19 protein-coding genes and 1 pseudogene are annotated in these 20,028 nt (G+C 71.2%); 7 read left to right on the plus strand and 13 right to left on the minus strand.

Going from position 1 to position 20,028, the window contains the following annotated elements; translation table 11 throughout:
- Positions 1-476: 476 nt before the first annotated feature.
- The 3 genes from LWC33_RS30355 to LWC33_RS30365 are packed head-to-tail and all read right to left on the minus strand — an operon-like array spanning position 477 to position 5,331.
- Positions 477-1,505 (minus strand): glycoside hydrolase family 6 protein, encoded by a 1,029-nt coding sequence (locus LWC33_RS30355; RefSeq protein WP_233308111.1) that lies wholly within the window; start codon positions 1,503-1,505, stop codon positions 477-479.
- A 32-nt stretch (positions 1,506-1,537) separates the two neighbouring features.
- Complete coding sequence (gene glxA / locus LWC33_RS30360) at positions 1,538-3,496, minus strand: radical copper oxidase GlxA (RefSeq protein ID WP_233308112.1); 1,959 nt, start codon at positions 3,494-3,496, stop codon at positions 1,538-1,540.
- Complete coding sequence (locus LWC33_RS30365; protein WP_233308113.1) at positions 3,493-5,331, minus strand: glycosyltransferase family 2 protein; 1,839 nt, start codon at positions 5,329-5,331, stop codon at positions 3,493-3,495. Before LWC33_RS30365 ends, glxA begins: the two co-directional genes overlap by 4 nt.
- A gap of 438 nt (positions 5,332-5,769) precedes the next feature.
- Between LWC33_RS30365 and LWC33_RS30370 the strand changes: the two genes are divergently transcribed.
- Together LWC33_RS30370 and LWC33_RS30375 are read left to right on the plus strand one after the other, a co-directional pair.
- Positions 5,770-6,006 carry a hypothetical protein gene (locus tag LWC33_RS30370; RefSeq protein ID WP_233308114.1) on the plus strand — a complete coding sequence of 79 codons (237 nt, stop codon included), beginning with the start codon at positions 5,770-5,772 and terminating at the stop codon, positions 6,004-6,006.
- Positions 5,991-6,179, plus strand: a pseudogene (locus LWC33_RS30375) (sugar transferase); the annotation flags it as partial. The gene LWC33_RS30370 and the pseudogene LWC33_RS30375, both read left to right, overlap by 16 nt.
- On the opposite strand, the gene LWC33_RS30380 reads toward LWC33_RS30375, so the two are convergent.
- The 3 genes from LWC33_RS30380 to LWC33_RS30390 form a co-directional block, all read right to left on the minus strand.
- Positions 6,157-7,254 (minus strand): patatin-like phospholipase family protein, encoded by a 1,098-nt coding sequence (locus tag LWC33_RS30380; RefSeq protein WP_233308115.1) that lies wholly within the window; start codon positions 7,252-7,254, stop codon positions 6,157-6,159. The pseudogene LWC33_RS30375 and the gene LWC33_RS30380 sit on opposite strands and share 23 nt — an antisense overlap.
- A gap of 96 nt (positions 7,255-7,350) precedes the next feature.
- A complete protein-coding gene (locus LWC33_RS30385) occupies positions 7,351-8,958 on the minus strand; it encodes an RCC1 domain-containing protein (RefSeq protein ID WP_233308116.1) in 1,608 nt (535 codons plus the stop codon).
- Between the two features lie 142 nt (positions 8,959-9,100).
- The gene (locus LWC33_RS30390) at positions 9,101-10,606 is read right to left on the minus strand and encodes a M6 family metalloprotease domain-containing protein (RefSeq protein WP_233308117.1); all 1,506 of its coding nucleotides are present in this window, start codon (positions 10,604-10,606) and stop codon (positions 9,101-9,103) included.
- A gap of 151 nt (positions 10,607-10,757) precedes the next feature.
- Here LWC33_RS30390 and LWC33_RS30395 point away from each other — a divergent pair, with 151 nt between their 5' ends.
- Entirely contained in the window at positions 10,758-11,165 is a 408-nt protein-coding gene (locus LWC33_RS30395) for a hypothetical protein (protein WP_233308118.1), read from the plus strand.
- Positions 11,166-11,669: 504 nt separating this feature from the next.
- Here the strand turns inward: LWC33_RS30395 and LWC33_RS30400 are convergent.
- Positions 11,670-12,305 carry an arsenate reductase/protein-tyrosine-phosphatase family protein gene (locus tag LWC33_RS30400; protein WP_233308119.1) on the minus strand — a complete coding sequence of 212 codons (636 nt, stop codon included), beginning with the start codon at positions 12,303-12,305 and terminating at the stop codon, positions 11,670-11,672.
- A gap of 97 nt (positions 12,306-12,402) precedes the next feature.
- Here LWC33_RS30400 and LWC33_RS30405 point away from each other — a divergent pair, with 97 nt between their 5' ends.
- Positions 12,403-13,032 carry a class I SAM-dependent methyltransferase gene (locus LWC33_RS30405; RefSeq protein WP_233308120.1) on the plus strand — a complete coding sequence of 210 codons (630 nt, stop codon included), beginning with the start codon at positions 12,403-12,405 and terminating at the stop codon, positions 13,030-13,032.
- A 177-nt stretch (positions 13,033-13,209) separates the two neighbouring features.
- Here LWC33_RS30405 and LWC33_RS30410 read toward each other — a convergent pair whose 3' ends face one another.
- Entirely contained in the window at positions 13,210-13,812 is a 603-nt protein-coding gene (locus LWC33_RS30410; protein ID WP_233308121.1) for an HNH endonuclease, read from the minus strand.
- 213 nt (positions 13,813-14,025) lie between these two features.
- A complete protein-coding gene (locus LWC33_RS30415) occupies positions 14,026-14,805 on the minus strand; it encodes a DUF2382 domain-containing protein (RefSeq protein ID WP_233308122.1) in 780 nt (259 codons plus the stop codon).
- Positions 14,806-15,132: 327 nt separating this feature from the next.
- On the opposite strand from LWC33_RS30415, the gene LWC33_RS30420 reads away from it, so the two are divergent.
- From LWC33_RS30420 to LWC33_RS30430, 3 genes are read left to right on the plus strand one after another with little or no spacing between them, the layout of a single operon-like run.
- A complete protein-coding gene (locus LWC33_RS30420; protein WP_233308123.1) occupies positions 15,133-15,363 on the plus strand; it encodes a hypothetical protein in 231 nt (76 codons plus the stop codon).
- Positions 15,364-15,398: 35 nt separating this feature from the next.
- Positions 15,399-15,728 (plus strand): DMT family transporter, encoded by a 330-nt coding sequence (locus LWC33_RS30425; RefSeq protein WP_233308125.1) that lies wholly within the window; start codon positions 15,399-15,401, stop codon positions 15,726-15,728.
- A complete protein-coding gene (locus tag LWC33_RS30430; RefSeq protein WP_233308126.1) occupies positions 15,718-16,242 on the plus strand; it encodes a TetR/AcrR family transcriptional regulator in 525 nt (174 codons plus the stop codon). Before LWC33_RS30425 ends, LWC33_RS30430 begins: the two co-directional genes overlap by 11 nt.
- A 191-nt stretch (positions 16,243-16,433) precedes the next feature.
- Here LWC33_RS30430 and LWC33_RS30435 read toward each other — a convergent pair whose 3' ends face one another.
- The 4 genes from LWC33_RS30435 to LWC33_RS30450 are packed head-to-tail and all read right to left on the minus strand — an operon-like array spanning position 16,434 to position 19,939.
- Positions 16,434-17,018, minus strand: coding sequence for a YdeI/OmpD-associated family protein (locus LWC33_RS30435; protein WP_233308127.1), 585 nt, complete (start codon positions 17,016-17,018; stop codon positions 16,434-16,436).
- A gap of 12 nt (positions 17,019-17,030) precedes the next feature.
- Positions 17,031-18,137, minus strand: coding sequence for a cystathionine gamma-lyase (locus tag LWC33_RS30440; protein ID WP_233308128.1), 1,107 nt, complete (start codon positions 18,135-18,137; stop codon positions 17,031-17,033).
- 39 nt (positions 18,138-18,176) lie between these two features.
- Positions 18,177-19,184 carry an NAD(P)H-dependent glycerol-3-phosphate dehydrogenase gene (locus LWC33_RS30445; protein WP_233308129.1) on the minus strand — a complete coding sequence of 336 codons (1,008 nt, stop codon included), beginning with the start codon at positions 19,182-19,184 and terminating at the stop codon, positions 18,177-18,179.
- A complete protein-coding gene (locus LWC33_RS30450) occupies positions 19,181-19,939 on the minus strand; it encodes a lysophospholipid acyltransferase family protein (RefSeq protein WP_233308131.1) in 759 nt (252 codons plus the stop codon). The genes LWC33_RS30445 and LWC33_RS30450 overlap by 4 nt, the downstream gene beginning before the upstream one ends.
- Positions 19,940-20,028 lie beyond the last annotated feature (89 nt).

Below are 20,028 nucleotides of genomic sequence, written 5' to 3' on the forward strand. Positions count from 1 at the left end.
TTCGTGTGTCACGACTCGCCCGAATCAGCGCGCTTCACCGGTGGATCCAGGCTGAATCGGGACTCGCTTCTGCTGTCGTCAGCAATGCTCTTGGACGCCAAGCACCGTTGGAGCAAGTACAGACTGAAAACCCGAGGCTGGCCACCCGACCGGATGTCGACAGGGGGATCTATTGTCGGACAACGGGAGATCCAGCGGATGCGTGGACTGTTCGTGAGTGCAAGCCGATCGGTATTTGCTTGCGAACAGATCGCGGACGTGCGATCGGTTGGCAGGCCAGCCCACGAGTTGGTTGGACGAACCGAACCGGTTGCCGCGGATGCCCACGCGCCCCTTCCACGGGGCTGGGCGCAGGCTGGTTTTGCGCCGGTTGGGCCCTGGCGCCCGCAGCGGCCATAGTCTCGCGGATGCCGTGCTTCTGCAGGGGACTCCTGCGGTAGGCGCAGGACCACGGTTTACGAGGTCTTCGCCCCCATCTACGTCGCCCGCTTCGCCAACCCCAGCGCGTAGTCCGGGTACCACTGCCCCGCAGGGGGCTCCCCCGGCCGGCATGCCCCGTCCGACTCCCCCGGCCGCTTGACCCACAACAGATCATCGACCAGCGGGTTGCCGGTCTGGGTCGTGGGCGGCGTTCCGAGAGCCCGGCCCGGCGGGTTGCAGAAGCTCGGGGCGCCGTCGACCTGGTCGGACCCCACCGGCCCCGCGCCGTTGCGGCTGGTGTCGATCACGAAGTGGGCGCCGCCGAGCGCCTGCGAGATCTTCGTGCCGTAGGCGATGTTGTCCTGGGTGGTCCAGAAGTTGGCGACGTTGAGCGCGAAGCCGTCCGCCCGCTTCACCCCCGACCGGTCCAGCGCTGCGGCGAGAGCGCCGGTGTCGGTGATGAAGCCGGGGTTGCCGGCGTCGAGGTAGACCCGCGCGCCCGCGCCCTTGAGCTGGTCGATCGCCTCGCCGAGGAGCTCGTAGCGCTCGTCGCGCAGGTTGCCGTCCACACAGCCGGAGATCTCGTGCGGCACTGCGTCGGGCTCGAGGACCACTGTGGCGCCGGTGCCGGCGAGCGCCGCGGCGAGGCCCTTGACCCACTGGCGGTACTGGCCGGCGTCGACCGCGCCGCCGCCCGAGAAGCTGCCGCAGTCCCGGTGCGGGATGTTGTAGCCCACCACCAGCGGCTTCTGGCCGGCCTGCTGCGCGCGCCCGACGTACGCCCGGGTGTCGGACTCGACGGCCGCGGGATCGGCCGAGACCCACAGCGGGACCGGCTGCTCGGCGATCTTCCGGATCTGCTGGGCGTCGTCCGCGCGGCCCTGCTGCTCCCACGTCGTGACCTGTGCCGCGGCGGGGGTGGTCGGGTCGACGAAGAAGCCCGTCGGCGAGGTGACCGCCGACTGGGCCGTGGGCGTCGGGCTCGGCTGCTCCTCCGCCGTCGACGAGCAGCCGAGCGCGGCGGCGGCGAGCACGCCACCGGACAGGAGGCTGCTCAGCCAACGGGAGAGACGACGTCGGGCCACGTCGACCGATTCTGGCAGAGCCGTCTCCGGCCTCACGTGACGTGCACCCAGTGGGCCTTCGACGGCGTGCCCGCGCCGTCGACCAGGAACAGCATGTAGTAGCCGGGCGGGACCAGGGTCGGCTGCGCGGGGATCGCGAGGTCCAGTGTGCCGTCCGGGTTCTTCGTGACGTCCAGGGCCACGGTGCGCTGCTCCACGTCCGTGGCGTGCGTGGCCGCGGACGGCCTGATCAGCCGTGCCTTTGCGATCTGCCCGGCCTCCGGCGAGGAGACGGTGATCGTGGAGCCGAGGGTCGCGGTGTCCGGCCCCGCGGTGATCGTCGGCTGCGGACCATGGAACAGGTACGGCGGCGTGTAGATCTCGAGGCGCTGCTCGAAGGGCGCGGTCTTGGTGTCCGCCGCGTCCTTGAACAGCGAGTTGCCGCCCAGGGTCATCACCTGGCCGGTGGGCAGCAGGATGCCCTCCGAGTGGTAGTCGCGGCCGACGAACGGGTCCGCGGCGGCCGCGAGCGTGTTCGTGTCCGGGTGGTAGAGGCTCGCGACCAGGTTGTCGCTCGCGCCCTTGCCCCGGTAGTCGCGCGAGCCGTTCGCGATCAGCAGCGAGTCGTCGGGCAGTTGCACGACGTTCGGGTAGCGGGTCGGCACCGGCAGGTCGGGGCCGGGCGTGTAGGCCGCCCGCGGGCCCTTCTTGAGGTCGATGACGTCGATCCGCTTGCTGGTCAGCGGAGACTCGCCGACGCCGCCACCCCCGACCACGATCATTTTCTGGTCCTGGACGGGCCCGGCCCAGGCCGAGCCGCTCGTCTCCATCTGGTCGGCGTCGCGCAGACCGGCGACGGGCCGGAAGGAGTTGTCCCCGAGGTTCCAGAAGCCCGGGATGCGCCCCTGGTCGGCGGGACCGTAGCCGGCGTTGGAGCCGGTGTAGAAGAGCGTGCCCTCCTTCGCCGTCTGGAAGATCGCGGGGTAGGTCGGGAAGTAGCGGAACAGGTCCGGACGCTCGGTCCAGGTCTTCGTCTTCGGGTCGAAGATCTCGTTCTGGCCGGGCAGGATCACGCCGCTGCCGTCGAGGCCCGAGGTGGTGAGCACGGTGCCGTCGGGCAGCCCGGTGAGCGTCGGGTACCACCGCTTGTGGTTCATGTCCCCCACCCGCACGTACTCCTCGGTGAAGGGGTCGAACTCGTAGGACTGCTCGATGCCCTGGTAGTCCTGCTTGTCCATGGTCATCTTCTGGCCGAGGCCGTAGACGTTGTCGGCGTCGGGCCCGGTCAGGCCGGTGATCGAGTACTGGGTCGGGGTGTCCGTGACGCCGGCGGTGCCGGTGTCCGTGGACTCGACCCACACCTGCGTCTCGCTCGCGGTGACCCTGACGTTGCCGCGCCGGTCGATCGGGGTCTTGGTCGCGGGCTTGACGCTGAAGGCGTTGGTGGCGAGGTACCTGCGGCCGTCGGGCGCGCGGAACTCGGTGCCCTTCGGGAAGTCCCGGCCGGCGTCGGGGTTCTCGTTCTTGACGACGAGCTGCCCCGCCGCCTTGGTCACCGCGCCGTCGAGGATCTCGTAGCGCTGCGTGCCGCCGGCGACGAGGAGCTTGCCGTCGGAGAGGAAGGCGTGCCCGCCGCAGAACATGTCGTCGGGCGTCAGGACGATCCGGCCCTGGCCGGTCGCCGGGTCGTAGACCAGGGACTTGAAGGTGCCGGCGTCGAACTGGGTCTGGTCGTTGCCCGAGCCGGCCACGATCAGCAGCTTGCCGGTGGGCAACAGCGCCGCGTGGATGGCGTTGACCCGCAGGTCGGAGGGGAGGTCGATGACGTCCCACTTGCCGTACTGCGCCTTGTACTCGGCGCTGTTGATCAGTTTGTCGTGCTGGTAGTCGCTGACGAACGCCAACGCGGGCGGCACGTTCACGGCCAGCAGAACACCGGGGACCGTCACGAGGGTGGCCAGCTTGCGGTGCCGGACCAACCCCCTCAGGACGGCGCGCAGGGCGCGCTTCACGCGATGGCTCCGATCTCGTCGTCGTTCTCACGGGGTTCGGGGACGGCACCCGTGCGCAGCAGGCCGGGCTGGGCCGGGATGGGCGGCTGCGGGTGGAGCGGCCGGACGGGCGCGGCGGCTCCGACCAGCTCGCTCGGGGACTGGGCCTGGACGGCGTCGTCGCGCTCGAGTGCCCAGAGGGCGAGCGGCGCGAGGCTGACCAGCAGGGCGATCGCCGGCCACATCATCACGTCGACGTTGGCGTAGCCGAGGACGACCGACGCGAGGAGTGCGGCGGCCAGCAGGGCGGACCACTGCAGGTGGCGACGGAAGGTGCGCAGCCGGTCCGGGGACGCCGCGTCGGCCTTCGGGGTCACCACGAACTTCGCGGGCCGGCGCAGCACGGTGGCGGTCAGCGCGCTCGCGTAGATCGGGGCGGAGAGGACCGACATCGCCATCCCGCGCAGCCCGGCGCTGCCGACCGCCTCGTAGGGACTGACGTTGTAGCGGCGGTTGCGGATGTAGACCCACGCCTGGAACAGCGTGGCGTCGACGTAGAGGGCGAGCCAGAGCTCGGGCGGGACAACGATGCCGGCCACGCCGAAGGCCAGGTACAGGGTCGCGTTGACCGCGCCGAGGATCCAGCCGAGCGCCATCGACGGGTAGAAGGTCGTGATCAGCAGGTAGTGCAGCATCCGGCCCGGCGACAGCCGCAGGAACCGCCGCCAGAAGGAGCCGGAGAGGATCTCGAAGGTGCCCCGGGACCAGCGCAGCTGCTGGCTGAAGTAGTCGGTCCAGGAGGAGGGCCCCTCCCCCACCGCGACGACGTCGGGTGTGTAGACCGAGCGCCACCGCCGGCCGGTCGCGGGGTTGCGGCGGGTGTGCAGGGCCAGGCCGGTGGCCATGTCCTCGGTGATCGAGTCCGCGAGGCCGCCGATGCACAGGAGTGCGTCGATGCGGACGGCGTTGTTCGTGCCGACCAGCATCGGGATCCCGTAGGCGTTGGCCGCGCGCTGGATCACGCTGTGGAAGGGGAACTGCTGGGACTCGGCCGCCTTCGTCACGAAGTTGTCGACGTTGGCGTAGCACTGCGGGCCGACCACGAACGCGACGTCCGGGTCGCGGAAGTAGCCGAGCATCCGCTCCGCGTAGTTCGGCAGCGGCACGTGGTCGGGGTCGACGGAGAGGAAGACGTCGTAGCGGTAGCCGTGGGCGTCGACCCAGGCGTTGTAGTTGCCGTGCTTGGTCTTCGCCTTGAAGAAGCCGCGGGGCTGGTTGTAGGCCTCGACGCCCTTGCGGGAGAAGTGGTACACGCCCGTCTCCCGGCACATCTCCTTGACGGCCGGGTCGTCGCCCTCGTCGAGGAGCCAGACGTCGAACCGGCCCTCGTGGCGGATCCGCCGAGCGGCCTCGAGCGTGGTCCGGACCATCTCGATCGGTTCCTTGCCGGGCACGATCGTGGTCAGGAACGCCACCCGGAGGTCACTGGCGGGGCGGACCGGGATCGGGTCGCGCGCCAGGATCGAGGCCAAGGACAGCGACACGACGTTCACCAGGCGCAGGGCCTCGACCAACGCGATCGAGGCGATGACGAACACGTTGGCGGCTTGGGCGAAGGTGTTGCCGTCGACCTCGGGGCGGTGGCTGGGGTGCAGCAGCCACAGCACGAAGCCGATCTCGACGGCGACGTTGAGGACGACGATCGCGAGGGACCCCGCGTAGCGGCGGAAGCCGTCGGACTTGTGTACGCCCTTGAACTCGACACGGTAGGGGCGGTCAGTGGGGGGCTCGGTGGCGGGACCGGAGATCTCGCTGAAGGCACGGACGCGTTCCTGCTCCCCGACTGGACTCGTCACGACTGATCCCATCTGACTCTCAGCAACCGGTGGGATCGCTCGTGCGGCAGCGCGGACGTGCTCCCCCTGCACGGAGAGTGGTGAGCCACGCTCCGCGCATCAGCCTTTCGAGGTCAGATCCTCAGGTGTTACTCAGGAGAATCGTTACTTTTCGTCCGGTTTGCTGCGTCGACTTTTCACTCGTGCCCCCGGACGGTCTAGCGTATTCGACTACTCAGTGTCGACTCGCACATCCTTGTAGACCAACCACGCACTCAGGTCGGCCGAGTACGTCACAGGACCAAAGCCCCTGGCTCTCGTCAAAATTGACGACGGACCTGGCGATCATCACTTGTGACGATCCGTGATGGGCTGGGCTAACAGGGTCACCGGAGCGGCCGACAAGCGGATCAGATGTGGATCGAGGGGTTCGCATCGGAGCCCGAGGAGTAGCCCGACATGACCGCCGCGTTCGACGAGCTCACCGTCGACCTCAGCAGCGTTCCCGTTCCCGCCCAGTGCCCGGCTCCGGTCGAGGCCGTCCGGGCGCTGGAGCTGCCGCCGACGCGGCGGGCCGGGGCTGCGTGGGCGGTGCTCAACGCGGTCGTCGCGGTGCTGATCGTGCTACTCGTCCTGCCGGTCCTGCTGGCCGTCGCGGTCGCGGTCAAGCTCGACGGCGGGCCGGTCGCCGGCTGATGGTCAAGCCGGGCATGGCCGGGCTGTGGCAGGTGTCCGGGCGCAGCGACCTGACCTGGGACGAGTCGATCACCCTCGACGCCCGCTACGTCGACACCTGGTTTCCAGCCCTCGACCTCACGATCCTCGCCCTGACGCTCGGTACGGTCGTCAAGGGCGACGGGGCGTACTGAGCTCCGAGGAGGTCACCCGCACGGGGCCCGTGAGCAGCCACGCCATCAGCGGGAGGTCCGGCCGACGGATCTGCTGAAGTCGACGACGGAGCCCGCGGCTCGTGGCTGCGTACGCCTCGAGCGCCGTGCGGGCCAGAGCGCCCCGCGTGCAGGGGCCGATGAACGCGAACGGGACCTGCCGGTAAGCCCTGCCTCCTACGCTTCGGCCCTGAGACCCGACCAACCGGTTGACCCGACCCAGGTTCCGGAGGTCCTCGATCATCGGCTCGACGAGCGCGGCGTCCAGCACTGCGATGATGCTGTCGTCGACGTCGGGACACGCCGGGTACGGCAGCGGGGTCGTTACCGGTGGCACGGTCGCGGGATGGGTCGCCAGGACCACGAGCCGGTCGGCGCCGAGGTCGAGCGCGGGTTTGAGGGGCACGTTGAGCCGGACCCCGCCGTCGAGGAACCACTCGTCGCCGATTTGCCCCGGCGGGAACAGAACAGGGATCGCCGCGGACGCGAGGACGTGCTCCACGCCGATCGCGGCGCCCACGTAGTCGATCGGGCGGTCCTGAACCGGTGCCGGGACCGCTCCGCCGTCGACGAAGACCGTCGCCCGCCCGGTCGTGACCGACGTGGCGACCACCGCGACCCGAGTCACGCCGGTCGCGGTGTTGGTGTGCAGCCGCGTCCAGTTCACCTTGATCCGGGCCGTCTCGTACAGCGGGGCGGTGTCGACCAGCGACGTCAACCGCACGCCCGGGATGTGAGCGGTCTGACCGAGGAAGGTGAGTAGCCGGCCGAAACTCGATCGGACCACCGAGCTGAGGACGTCCTGCAGACTGATCCCCTGCCAGACTTGGAGCACCGCCGCCACCTGGTCCGCGACGGGGCGATGGGCATACGCCGCGAACAGGGCGGCGTTGATCGCGCCGGCGCTGGTCCCGACGTAGAGCGCGGGCCGCCGACCCTCTGCGTCCAGGGCCGGGAGCAGCACGGACAGGGCCCCGGCCTCGTACGCACCCCGAGCCCCACCACCGGCCAGGACGACGCCGATCCGCTCCCCCGCCGCGACCTCGCGCTCCGCCATCCCGACCCCCCGGTTCCTAGCGGTGTCCAGTGGCGAGAGTCCGCGCAGGATCCGGCGGATACATCGACTTCCTTCGCTATCCGGGTTGATCTCCAGTCACAGTGCGGCCAGGGTGTGGTGGTGCCCGCTCGCGAGGGCGACCGTCGAGGTGATCCGACGGACGAGGGCCGGGGTGTGGTGATCGGTCGTGCTTCCGTCCCCGAGAGCCCCGGCGATGTTGTTGCCCCACGCCCAGACCTGTCGACGCTGGTCGACCGCGAGGCAGTGGAAGGGGCAGGCCCCACCGACCACGGAGACGACGTCCGCCAGGCCGAGGACCTTGTCCGGCGTGGGTCGCGGGGTCAGGGTGCCGTCGCCGAGCTGGCCCCACTGGTTGTCGCCCCAGGCCCAGGCGGTGCCGTCGACCACGGCGAGGGTCACGCCGATGCCGCCGGCGACCGACGTCACCGGGCCCTCGAGCTCGACGTGGAAGGGCCTGAGCCGGTCGTGGTACGCCGGGGGGACGTTGACCATGCCGTCGCCGATCTCCCCGTACGCGTTGGAACCCCAGGTCCAGAGTCGTCCGGTGTCGTCGACCGCCATGCTGTGGAAGCCACCGGTGCTGATGTGGGTGATCCGGCCGACGTCGGCGGGAAACCGGACGGGCCGTGGCACGGGGTCCGCGGTCTTGGTGCCCGAGCCGAGCTGGCCGGCGTTGTTGTTGCCCCAGGTCCAGACGGTGCCGTCCGTCCGCAGCGCCATGCTGTGCGCCCAGCCCGCGGTGATCGCCGTCACGCGGTCGAGGCCGGCAACGGGGCCGGGCTCGGGCTGGGGCCGGTCGTCGGACTGCGGGTTCTGGTACTGCAGGCCCCAGGTCTGAACCGTGCCGTCGTCGAGCAGGGCGAGGCTGTGCGAGAAACCCGCCGCGATCGCGACGGTGGGGCGGGGCAGGTCGATCCGGACCGGTTCGTGGCGGTGCGTGGTCGACCCGTCCCCGACCTGACCGGCCCAGTTGGGGCCCCAGGCCCAGACCACGCCAAGGTCCTCGCCGTCGTCGACCAGCGCGAGGCTGTGGGAGCCTGCGGAGAGGGCGGTGACGCCGCTGAGCTGCTCGAGCACCGTCGGCGAGTGTCGGTCGGTGGTGGTGCCGTCGCCGAGCTCCCCGTCCCGGTTCAAGCCCCACACCCAGGTCCGCGTGTCGCGGAACGGCTCCGGCTCCGCGCACCCGCCGAACGTCTGGACGAAGACGTACCCGAGGTTGTCCGACGCCACGGCGGTCTCCACGAGCCCGGGCACGACCGCGATCCCGGTCTCCCGGTAGCTAGGGTCGAGCATGGTGCGGTGGTGCTCGGAACTGCTGATCCACCAGCCCACGGCCGCTTTCGCGCTGGTGTTCGGGTTCGGCGGCCCCGTGTAGTACGCGTCGTACCCGTTCTCGTTGGTCGGGACGGGGTTCCCGCCGCAGTAGCCGGTGTCCGCGATGCGGCTCTTCGGGGTCGACCCGGTGATCGGGTTAGTGTGGATGTGGGTGCCGCCGCCGTCCCACCACTTGATCAGGACGGCGTCGTGGGCCTGCCGCCGAGCGGCGACACGCAGCCGGGCGTTCAAGGTCAGCGGGGCGCGCCCGTTTGCCGCCCGCTCCTCGTTGACGAGGCAGAGGACTGCAGCCTCGGCGTCGGCCTGGGCGAGCTCGGCGGCGGGGACGTCGGCGTTTTCGCAGGTCATCGTGACCACTCCGTCCGATCGGGACACTCGGCAACCCGCTCGCCGCCTCGGCGCCGAGCGTTACCCCGAGTCCCGTTGTTCTTCCGCCAGACCCGGGTCGGCCGGTACGGCGGTAGGCGACGGGGCGTACTGAGCCCGCCCGTCAGGGGCTCGCCGTGGTCGTGATCGTGATCTTGGGGCCGGGAGCGGAGATCGAGTCGATCTCGAGCCCCGACTTCTGACCGTCCCACCAACGGCTGTTCGGTGCGGAGGTGCTGCCGAAGGCGGTGGCGAACGGTGCGCCGTAGAGATCCGACGTGTCGCCCATGTTGGCCGCGTGCTCCAGGTCGAAATGGTTGTCCGCCTGCTCGAGCGAGCATTCGTAGTGCTGTGCCGGTGTCATCTGCTCGTTGTCGTTGCTGCCGAGCTCGTCCACGTGCCAGATGACCAAGCCCTCGTCCGGGAGTGCGCTGTCCCGCCCGGACCGCTGCCGGTTCTCCACGATGAAGTACTCGGTCGCGTTGCGGCGCTTGATCAGGAACTCGTTGGTCCCGGCCTGCACCGCGAGGGTCGTTCCCGGTTCGATCGGACTGAGCGACGAAGCCCATCCGGACGCGTTCTTCAGATAGGCATTGACGTGGACGGGATTGACGTCCGACCCACCGCCGCACATCAGGCAGTAGTTGCCGATGCCGTTGCCCTCGGACCCGTAGTCGTACAGATCGGGGTAGTCGCAGATCACGTGCCCGTTCTCGTGGCAGAACGTCCGGAGCGTCAGGCGGCTGCCCATGTTGGTGATCTGGTAGTCGTAGATCAGCTTGTCCGGCGCCGCCGGGTACGACGCATCCAGATGCCAGGAATGCGGCCACAGGCCCTTGGCCCAGTTGTTCACGCGGGGCCCGGCGTAGAAGACGTTGAGCGCGCGCACGAAGTCCGCGTCGTCGGTCGTGAGCGTGGAGAAGTCGAACCCGTCGGCCACGAGGTGGTCGAGTGCCTCGGTGATCAGTTCCCGGGCCCGTACCGGCTGGGGCACTGTCTCGTCGGTGTAGTACGCGCGGTCGCGCTTCGCGGTGTAGTAGGCGGTGACGACGTTCTGATAGGTCAGCTTCCCGCCTGACACCTCGGTGAAGTAGTCGCGTACGGAGCCGTTGTTGCCGAACTCGGTGTAGCCGGACTCGTTGCAGAAGGCCTCGACCTGGTCCTTCGTGATCGTGCCCTGCACGTCCGGGAACTGGACGAGCAGGCACAGACCCACGTAGTTCCCCACCGTGTGCGCACTCGGAGGCGCCGGGGCGGGGCCCGGCCTGCCCACGGTCAGCCGCGCCCTCCGTTCTGCCCGGCGGATCTCCCATCGCGGCCGGTCCTCGTCCTGGCCTCGGTTGGCGTTCACCGTCTCGGCCACCGCCTCGGGACGCACCCGCAGGTGCTTGGGCAGGTCGAGCTCAGCGGGATCGACGGTGTCGAAGCGAGGTCCTTCCGGGAGCAGATCCTGCTTGTCCGTGGCGACCGTCGCATAGTGGAAGAAGCCGGTCTCCGGGTCCTGGACGAGCGTGTACCCGTCGAGGCTCTCGAGCACCGCGGCGAACTGGTTGCCCCAGGCCCGTGCCTGCACCTCCGTGCCGTCGGGATTGAACAGCGTGACGAGTTCACCGCCATATGGGACCGGCATGGCATCCCCCTGACCACGAATTGGGAAAGCAGCCACGGTAGCCATCGGTGAGTGGCGTAGGGGCTCGACTACGCAGAGGTACGTACGCCTGTATCCGGCTCGCTATCCGTTCGCATTCTGCTCGCTGTCGTCCGGAGTCGCCGACTCGCCCGTGCTGACTGTGTCTGGGCTCGTGGTGGTCGTCCTCGGTGTCGAGCGCCTCGGTGTGGTCGTGGTGGTCGACGGCGTCGGGGTGGGTTTCGGTGTCGTGCGGGATTTCGCTGTGGTCGTCGGCGGAGGTGCGGTCGACGGAATGGTCGTCGTGGTCTTCGGTGGCGTGGTCGTCGTGCTCCGCAGGGGTGTGGTCGTGGAAGAGCGGGACTTCGGCGTGGTGTTCGGCGGGCGCGACGACGAGGTCGCCGGGACGACCGGCGGCGGGGCCGGCGGGGCCGCCTCGTTCTCCGGGGTCAGCGGGTTGTCCACCCCGCTCGCGGAGCGGACGAACGGCGGGCTCTGGCCACCCGGGCAGCTGACGACGGCGGGCGTGACCCGATTCAGGGCGACGGTCAGTGCCGAGTAGACCGCGCAGCGCGCCGAGTTTCGGTCCGGGCCCAGGCCGTTCCAGCCGTAGGTGCTCGCCTGCTGGAAGCGGGATCGGCCCCCGGCCTCGTCGCCCTTGCACATCGCGATCGCGGCGGCGAAGAGCACGACCTCGCGTGGGCTCGTGAGACGGTCCCACTGCGCGTCCAGGGCCTGCTGGCCGGCATCGCACCCGGTCCGTACGGCGCGGTAGACGTCGGCGTCGGGCCCGTCGCCCGTGACGTCGGCAACCAAGGCCCAGTCGTAGCTCGGCGGGAAGGTCGGGACCGGCCGGGCCGTCGAGCCCGAGCCGCACGCGGCCAGCAACACGCCCACGCCGACGACGGCCAGGCCGCGGATCAGCCGCGCCCCGCCCGCACGGACGGGCCGAGCAGGAGGACGCCCGTCCCCGCCGGCCATCCGGCGAGGGTCCCAGGCGCGGCGGTGAGCGTCATCGGCATGATGGCGGAGTCCGATGAGGTCCGCCCGGCAGCCGAACGCCGGGTCAGCGGGACGGGACGATCTTCTGGACGATCCGGTACACGGCGTCGGTGATCAGCAGGACCGCGTCGTGGTGCGCCTGCGGGGGCTTGCCGATCGGGTCGCCGACCGACAGGTCCTCGCGGTCGAGCGGCACCAGCCCGCGCTTCATCCGGGCCTGCTCCACCAGCTCGTGGGCCCGCTTCACCGGGTCGCCCTCGGGGAGCATGGTCTCGTCGACGGCGTCGGCCAGCGCGGCGAACTCCCGCAGCGCGAACGTGTTCTTCAGGCCGGCGGGCTCCCGCTCCACGACGGCGCTGCGGTGGCGCAGGCCGGCCCCGAGGACGAGATCGGCCTTGCGGACCATCGGGCTCCGCAGCTGGCGGGCACGGAACGCGCCGGCCTGGGCGGGTCCGTCGAGTCCCCAGGGCGCCAGCTCGTCCCGGGTGTCGGGGTGCATCATCTCCCCCACCACCGCGTTCACCCCGGCGCTCAAGATCTCGAACCGCGCCGCCTCGCGGCCCCCGAGCTTCCCGACGAGCAGGTGACGCGTCATGATCTCCGCGGCCGGGGAACGACAGAGGTTGCCGGTGCAGACGAACAGCAGCCGGAACGTGTCGGCCCGCTCGGGGTCGAGGTCCGGCTTGGCGTGTCTGCCCACGTCGTTCAGTGTGACTGGTCGATCGGCGGTCTGCCCACTCCGCGGCACGTCAGGGTGACGGGCACGGCAGGATCCGGGTGCGGGGAGGCGAGGGGCGATGGTCACGGACGAGCAGCGGGCTCGCTGGGCGAGGTGCTGGGACGCGAGCGCCGACCGCACCGACCGGTCGATGCGCCGACTGGACCGGCTGCTGTTCCGCGACACCCGGGGCTGGGTCTGCTCCCGGGCGGAGGGCACGGTCCTCGAGGTCGCCGTCGGGACCGGGTTGAACCTGCCCCACTACCCCGCCGGGGTCCGGCTCTCGGGCGTCGACCTCAGCCCCTCGATGGTCCGGACGGCCCAGGAGCAGGCCAAATTTCTCGGGATCGAAGCCGACCTGCGGGTCGGCGACGCCGAACGACTCGACCTCCCCGACGCGTCCGTGGACACCGTGGTGTGCACGTTCTCCCTCTGCGGCATCCCCGACGACCAGCGGGCGGTCGACGAGATGGTGCGAGTGCTCAAGCCGGGTGGGCGGCTCCTCCTGGCCGACCACGTCGCGTCGTCCGTGGCGGTCGTGCGGCTCGTGCAGCGGGCCACGGAGTGGGTGTCGATCCCGGTCGGCGGGGAGCACTTCCGACGCCGGCCGCTCCACCACGTCGTCGCCGCCGGTCTGCAGGTCGAGCAGCGGGAGCGATTCGCCCTCGGGCTCGTCGAGCGGCTCGTGGCCCGCAAGCCGCGCGCCTGACACTCCCTCATCAATGCTGGGTATCTCCGGCACGGAGGGTTAACGAACGAGCACTCGTCGGCGAACATCGGGGCGTAGACTCCCGCCGCGCCTGCGGCGGGTCGTACTGATCGGCCCACCGCCCCGATCAGTACGCGGACGGCCCGTCCCCGCGTCCGGGGACGGGCCGTTTGAGCGTCAGGCGGCCTGGGCCAGCCACGGCTCCCAGGCCGGATGCGGCTCGACGGCCAGCACGAGTACCCCTCCGGCAGCACGGCTCGGCGGCTTGGGCGTGACCCGCAGGACCCAGCCGATCTCCTCGATCAGCTTGTCGGCCTTCTTCGAGTTGCAGGCCCTGCAGGCGGCGACGCAGTTCTCCCAGCTGTGCGCCCCGCCGCGGCTGCGCGGGATCACGTGGTCGATCGTGTCGGCCTTCTTGCCGCAGTAGCCGCACCGGCGCAGGTCGCGGCGGAGAACACCGGCCCGGGTCATCGGGACCGCGCGGCGATAGGGGACGCGCACGTAGCGGGAGAGTCGCATCACCGAGGGAGCGGGGACGGTGAGGCTCTCCGAATGGAAGGCCGCCCCTTCGAGGGCGGCCTGCACACACTCCGCCTTGCCGGAGAGCATCAGGACGATCGCGCGTTTGGCCGTGACGACGGCGAGAGGCTCGAAACTCGCATTGAGCAGCAGCACCCGTGAACCCGGCGGGAGCGCCGTCACCCCGGCACTCCCTGCCCCCGTCTCCCCCTCCCCTGGCTCGGGGACGGCGACGAGGGGTTGGGGTTGTCGATCCGGCACGCGACCACCTCCGCTCGGATGAGGTAAGTCGACCATACGAGAGCCGGGTTACGCACGTGTGATATTGAGGCGGACACGCGGTGCTGGTGGGCGGCCCAGATGATCCGACGAGCGGCGGCGACAGGACGGCCGGTTCGTCCCCGAACACGCCACGTCCCCACCACCCGACGGCGGTGGGGACGTACGACGCGTGGCGCCGGGACCCTGCGGCGGTCAGGACTCCCAGCGGCGGACCTGCCCGTGGGGGTCGTCGACCTCGACGCGCTCCTTGCGGACGGTGTCGGACACCTTCCGGTCCTCGGTCACCGTCTCCTTGCCCAGGCGGACCTTCTCGACGGCCTCGGTCTGCTTGTCCACCACCGGACGCTCGGCGTGCAGGGTCACCTCCTGCTCGTCCTCACCGATCGAGGCGCGTCCCCGCCCGGTGCCGTCGGTGACGGGCTCGCGCTCGAGGCGGACCTCCTCGTGGGAGACCGGCACCGTCACGTTCTGCTCCTCGGTGACCACGTACTTGCGCAGGCGGACGCGGCCCGTCTCCTCCGCCTCCGTGCCCACCCGCAGGCGCTCCTCGGAGCGGGTCACCGCCGCGTCGTCGTGGTGGCGGCTGGGCCGCTCGTCCGCGCCCTGGGTGGCCCGGTCGGCCGGGCCGGTGTTCCCGGAGCGGCCGGTACCGCCGGCGGCACCCGTGTCGTAGTGGCGCACCAGGGCCTGCTCGTCGGGGGCGTCCAGGTGCGAGTCGCCCTCACCGACCTGCGGGGCGTCCTTGACCTGGCTCTTGGCCACCGGCAGCTCCACGTGGCCGTCCTTCAGGTCCGCGCCGCGCAGCGGGACGAAGCTCTCCCGCATCCCGAACAGGCCCGTGTTGACCGTCGCCCAGGTCGGCGCGCCGTTGCGGTCGTCGACGTAGACCTGGCCGATCTTCCCGATCTTCTCCCCACGCGTGTCGTACGCCGGGCGGCCGATGAGGTCGCGGGTCATCTCCTGCGTGATCATCACTCGTCTCCTTCGGTTGACTGCGTGGCTTCCGGCCGACGACCGCCGCCTCCGTCCGGGGCCGCCACCGGAGGGGTGGACGGCACGATCGCCGACTACCCGCGCCGATCCGCTCGTCGGAACCATCGAGTGATCCACGTGGTCCGGACGGACCACACGTCGATCATGGCGCTCACACCCTCGGTGATCCGCCGGCGAGGCGCGGGCACTCACTCGTGGTGGAGCACCGTTCATCAACCTTGGGGAAGCCGCCGTTCCGCTGTCACGTCGCGAGACTCCGCCGCGATAGGCCGACTGATCGCGCTGTTTCGTCCTCCAGGAGTCCCGGTGTCCAGCCCCCGCCGCCCGCTCGCCCTGCCCGACATCGAGCCCGCCACCCAGCTGCTGCCCGTGGTGCCGCAGCAGGAGGTGCCCGAGCCCCGGGTCGAGCTCGACGACTACCTGACCGACCTGCCCGAGCCCGTCGCAGTCACGCGGCGTCGGGACCCGCTGGTGTGGGCCGCCGCGGCGCTGCCGGTGCTCGCGCTGCTCGCGATCCTGCTGGTGATCATCCTCTGAGGTTCTGGAGCGATCGCTCAAGTAGTCTGACGGGCATGTGGTTCTGGCTCGCCGGTGCGATCGTCGCCGAGGTGACCGGCACGGTCGCCCTCCGCTTCTCCGACGGTTTCAGCAAGCTCTGGCCGTCCTTGATCGTGGTGCTGGGGTACGGGATCGCGTTCTACTCGCTCTCCCGGGCACTGTCCGGCGGCATCCCGATCGGCGTCGCGTACGGGGTGTGGGCGGCCGTGGGGGTCGCGCTCATCGCCCTGATCGGCGCGTTCTTCCTGGGTGAGTCGCTGAGCTGGGTGCAGGTCGGCGGGATCGCGCTGGTGATCGTGGGAGTGCTGGCGTTGGAGCTGGGCCGGACCTCGCATGCCGCCTGAGATCGCCGACGGCCGGCTGCGCAAGGGAGCTCTGCGCCGCCGCGCGCTTCTCGACGCCACGCTGCGGCTCGTCGGCCGGAGCGGCGTGGCGGCAGTGACCCAACGGGCGGCCGCGGCCGAAGCGGGGCTGCCGCCGAGCGCGGTTCTGTACTACTTCGCGAGCGTCGACGAGCTGCTGGTCACGGCATTGCGGGAGGTCAACGACCGGTACGTCGGCGACCTGCGCGCGGTCGAGTCACTCGACGCCCTGGCCGACCTCATCGCCGACTACGCGGCACAGGATCGTGAGCGCACGATCGCCGAGTACGACCTCTACCTGCTCGCTGCCCGCCGCCCCGACCTGCGGGACGAGCTGGAGCGGTGGGACCGGGCGTTGGACGATCTCGCTCGTCGCCTGGCTCCGGACCAGGCCGACCTCTTCGCGGCCGCCGTCAACGGGCTCTACCTTCGGGCCGCCACAAGCGGGATTGACCGGACGACCGTCGCCCGCATCCTCGACGCTCGGATCACGTGATCGCGGCGAGCGTCCGCTGCGTTTGCACACCGTTAAGGCGTGCGTGCCGATCAGTGGGGAACGTGCGGCCACGCTGCGGCGGGGGGATTTCCGCAGCGTGGCCGCACCGGCCGACGGGTGTGGTGTGAGGGATACACCCGCCGCCGTCCTACGCGTTGCCGGGTGGTTCGTCGGCCGCCCCGAGCCCGTTATCAGCTCGTGATCTCGGGATCGCGGCCTTTTTCGCTCGACTTCGCCACCGCCACCGTGGCCGTGATCCTTCGGGCTCGCGTCTCCGGCTTCTTCGCTCGGGCGAGGGCTTCGAGCTCGGCGCGGCGGGCGGAGGGTGACATCGCCTCCCAGCCCGCCGCAGCGGCCGGGTCGGCATCGAGGGCTGTGCGCAGGTCGTCGGGAACGATGCCGGCCTGGGCGTCGGCGAGCAGCAGCCACATCCCGTGGGCCTGGGCGACGTCGATCGCCGCCTGACCGGCCGGGGCCATCCGGCCCTCAGCGGTCAGCTGCGCGACGAGCTCGCGGTTGATCGTGCTCCATGCACTACGCGGGGCCCGCGGGCTGAACCGCTGTTTCCGGGAACTCGAGTCGTGGCCGCGGGAGAGGCCGTCGATCCAGCCGAAACAGAGCGCCTCCTCGAGGGCCTGCCGCTGCGTCAGCCCGGGCCGGCCGGAGCGGGCGTGCGGAATGACGACCCAGGCCTCGCGGGCGCCGCCCGCATGCTCGGCGAGCCACGCCCGCCACTCCGCCGGGGTGGTGACGTCGAGCGGGGCGTCGCTGCTCATCCGCTCAGCACCTCAGATCCGCACCGCCTCCAACGCCCCGAGCACGTCGGCGACCAGGTCGTCCGTGTCCTCGCAGCCCGCGGAGAGGCGGAGCAGGCCGGGTGGGACGGCGTCGCCCCATCGTTCCCGCCGGTCGGCGGAGGTCTGGAGGCCGCCGAAGCTGGTCGACGACGACACCAACCGCGACGCCGCCAGGAACTCCCCCACCGCCTCGGCCGAGGGCAGTGTGAACCGCAGGATCCCGTTCCAGCGCCGCATCTGCCGGGAGGCGATCGCGTGGGAGGGGTCCGAGGGCAGGCCGGGCCACCGGACGTCGGACGCCGCGGGGTGCCCCAACAGTGCCTGGACCAGCGCCTGCGCGTTCTTCGCCTGCCGCTCCAGCCGCAGGTCGAGCGTGCCGAGGCCGCGGTGCGCGAGCCAGGTCTCCATCGGGCCGGGGATGGCGCCGTTGCGAGTGCGGGACGCGCGGACGCGGCCGGCGAGGATCGGGTCGGCGCAGGTCACGTGCCCGATGAGGACGTCGCCGTGCCCCGCGAGCGCCTTCGTGTCACTTGCGACCACGAAGTCGGCCCCGAACGCCAGCGGCTTCTGCCCCAGCGGCGTCGCGGTGGTGTTGTCCACGGCGACCATCGCGCCGGCGGCATGCGCCGCGTCCGCGATGGCCCGGATGTCGCACACCTCCAGCCCCGGGTTCGAGGGCGTCTCGAGCACCACGAGGGAGGCGCCGTTGAGCGGCTCCCAGGCCCCCGCCGTCGCGAACTCCCGGAGCTCGACGCCCATCGGCCCGAGCTCCTCGGAGGCGACGAGCCGGCCGATGTAGTACCCGTCGCTCGGCAGGACGATCGCGGTGCCGGGGCGGGCGCACAGCCGCATCACCGTGGACAGCGCGGCCATCCCGGAGGGGAACGCCACGCACTCCCCGCCCTCGAGCTCGCCGACCGCGGCCTCGAAGGCGCTCCACGTGGGGTTGCCGGCGCGGCCGTAGAAGTACTCGGGCTGCGGGTCGTGCGGGAGCCCGAGGTCGAAGGTCGCCGACAGCACCGGGCCGGGGTGCACGGCGTCGCCCACCTCACCCGGCGGATGCCCGCCCCAGACGCAGCGCGTCCCGTCCCCGCTCATGATCCTCCCAGCGCCGAGTGCCCCACCGGCACTCACGGCTCACTCGGGCTTCGGCGCCCGCGAGATCAGTTCCTTCGCCATGGCGGTGGCGGAGTAGCCCTCGTGGCACACCCGCCGCACGGCGTCGGCGATCGGCAGTTCCACCCCGTGCCGTTCCCCGAGCTCACAGATCGACACGCACGATTTCACGCCCTCGGCGACCTGGCCGTGGTTCGCCGCCTCCGCCTGGGCGAGGGTCTCGCCGCGGCCGAGGTGCTCGCCGAAGGTGCGGTTGCGGGAGAGCGGCGACGAGCACGTCGCCACCAGGTCGCCCAGCCCCGCGAGCCCGGCGAAGGTCAACGGGTCCGCGCCCAGCTCCTGGCCCAGGCGGGCGGTCTCGGCCAGGCCGCGGGTGATGAGCGAGGCGCGGCTGTTGTCGCCCAGCCCCATCCCGGCCGCGATCCCGACGGCCAGCGCGATCACGTTCTTGCCCGCGCCGCCCAGCTCGCAGCCGATGACGTCCGTGTTGGTGTAGGAGCGGAAGTAGTCGTTGGAGGTCGCGGCCTGCAGCTCGACGGCGCGCTCGTGGTCCGAGCAGGCGATCACGGTGGCCGTCGGCTCCCCCTGCGCAATCTCCCGCGCCAGGTTCGGCCCCGAGACGACGGCGATCCGGTCAAGCGGCACCGCCGCGACCTCGGCGACCACCTCGCTCATCCGCTTGAGCGTCCCCAGCTCGACACCCTTGGCCAGGCTCACCAGCGTCCGCCCCGGCGGGAGCAGCGGCTTCCAGTCCGCCAGGTTCGCCCGCAGCGTCTGCGACGGCACGGCGAGGACGACGGCGTCGGCGCCGTCGAGCGCGGCCGCAGCGTTGGACGTTGCGGAGAGGTTCTCGGGCAGCCGCACGCCGGGCAGGTAGTCGGCGTTCTCGTGGTCGTCCCGGATCGCGGCAGCCACCTCCGGCCGCCGCGCCCACAGCACGACCTCGCGCCCGGCGTCGGCGACGACCTTGGCGAACGCGGTCCCCCAGGAGCCGGCCCCGAGGACCGCGATCTTCGCGAGTCCGGTCACGCCGGGTCGCCGTTCCGCTCGATCTCCGGGGTCGCGGCCCCGGCCGCGCGGCCCTCGGCGGCGCGGCGGTGGAAGCCCGGCGGCGGTGTCTCGCCCCGGACGTCGGCGAGCAGCTCCTTGCAGCGGGTCATGAACAGGTCGGTCACCTCGCGGAGGATCGTCGCGTCGATCGGCCGGCCCCGGTACGCGGACAGGTCGATCGGCTCACCCGCCCGCACCGTGATCCGCGTCCGCGGCAGCGGCCGGAACTTCTTGTTGTAGTGGTCGTACACCTCACGGGTACCCCAGTGCACCAGCGGCACCACAGGCACCTCCGACGACAGCGCCAGGCGGGCCGCGCCGGTGCGCGAGTGCATCGGCCAGCCCTCCGGGTCCCGGGTGATCGTGCCCTCCGGGTAGATCACCACGACCTTGCCGTTCCCCAGGCCCTCGACGCCGGCGCGCAGGCTCTGCTGGGCGTCGGCGGAGTCGCGGTAGACCGGGATCTGGCCTGTGCCCACCAGCACCTTGCCGAACACGGGGATCTTCCACAGGCTCGCCTTGGCCAGGAACCGCGGCACCCGCCGGGCGGTGTGCACCCACAGCGCCGTGTACACCGGGTCCAGGTACGAGATGTGGTTCGCGACGACGAGCGCCCCGCCCTTCGCGGGCAGGTGCTCACGACCTACGTAGTGCGGGCTCCCGGCCAGGTACGACAGCGGATAGAAGACCGCCGCCGCGAACCCGACCCAGAACCCGCCCTTCTCGCGCGCCACGGGTGCCCCTCTCCTCCTCGTCGATCGAGGTCGATCGACGCCGATCCTTCCCTGCCCGCCCGGGCGCGGTCCACCGACACCCTGCGCGA

Source organism: Pseudonocardia terrae (assembly GCF_021343995.1).
GTDB classification, from domain to species: Bacteria; Actinomycetota; Actinomycetes; order Mycobacteriales; family Pseudonocardiaceae; genus Pseudonocardia; species Pseudonocardia terrae.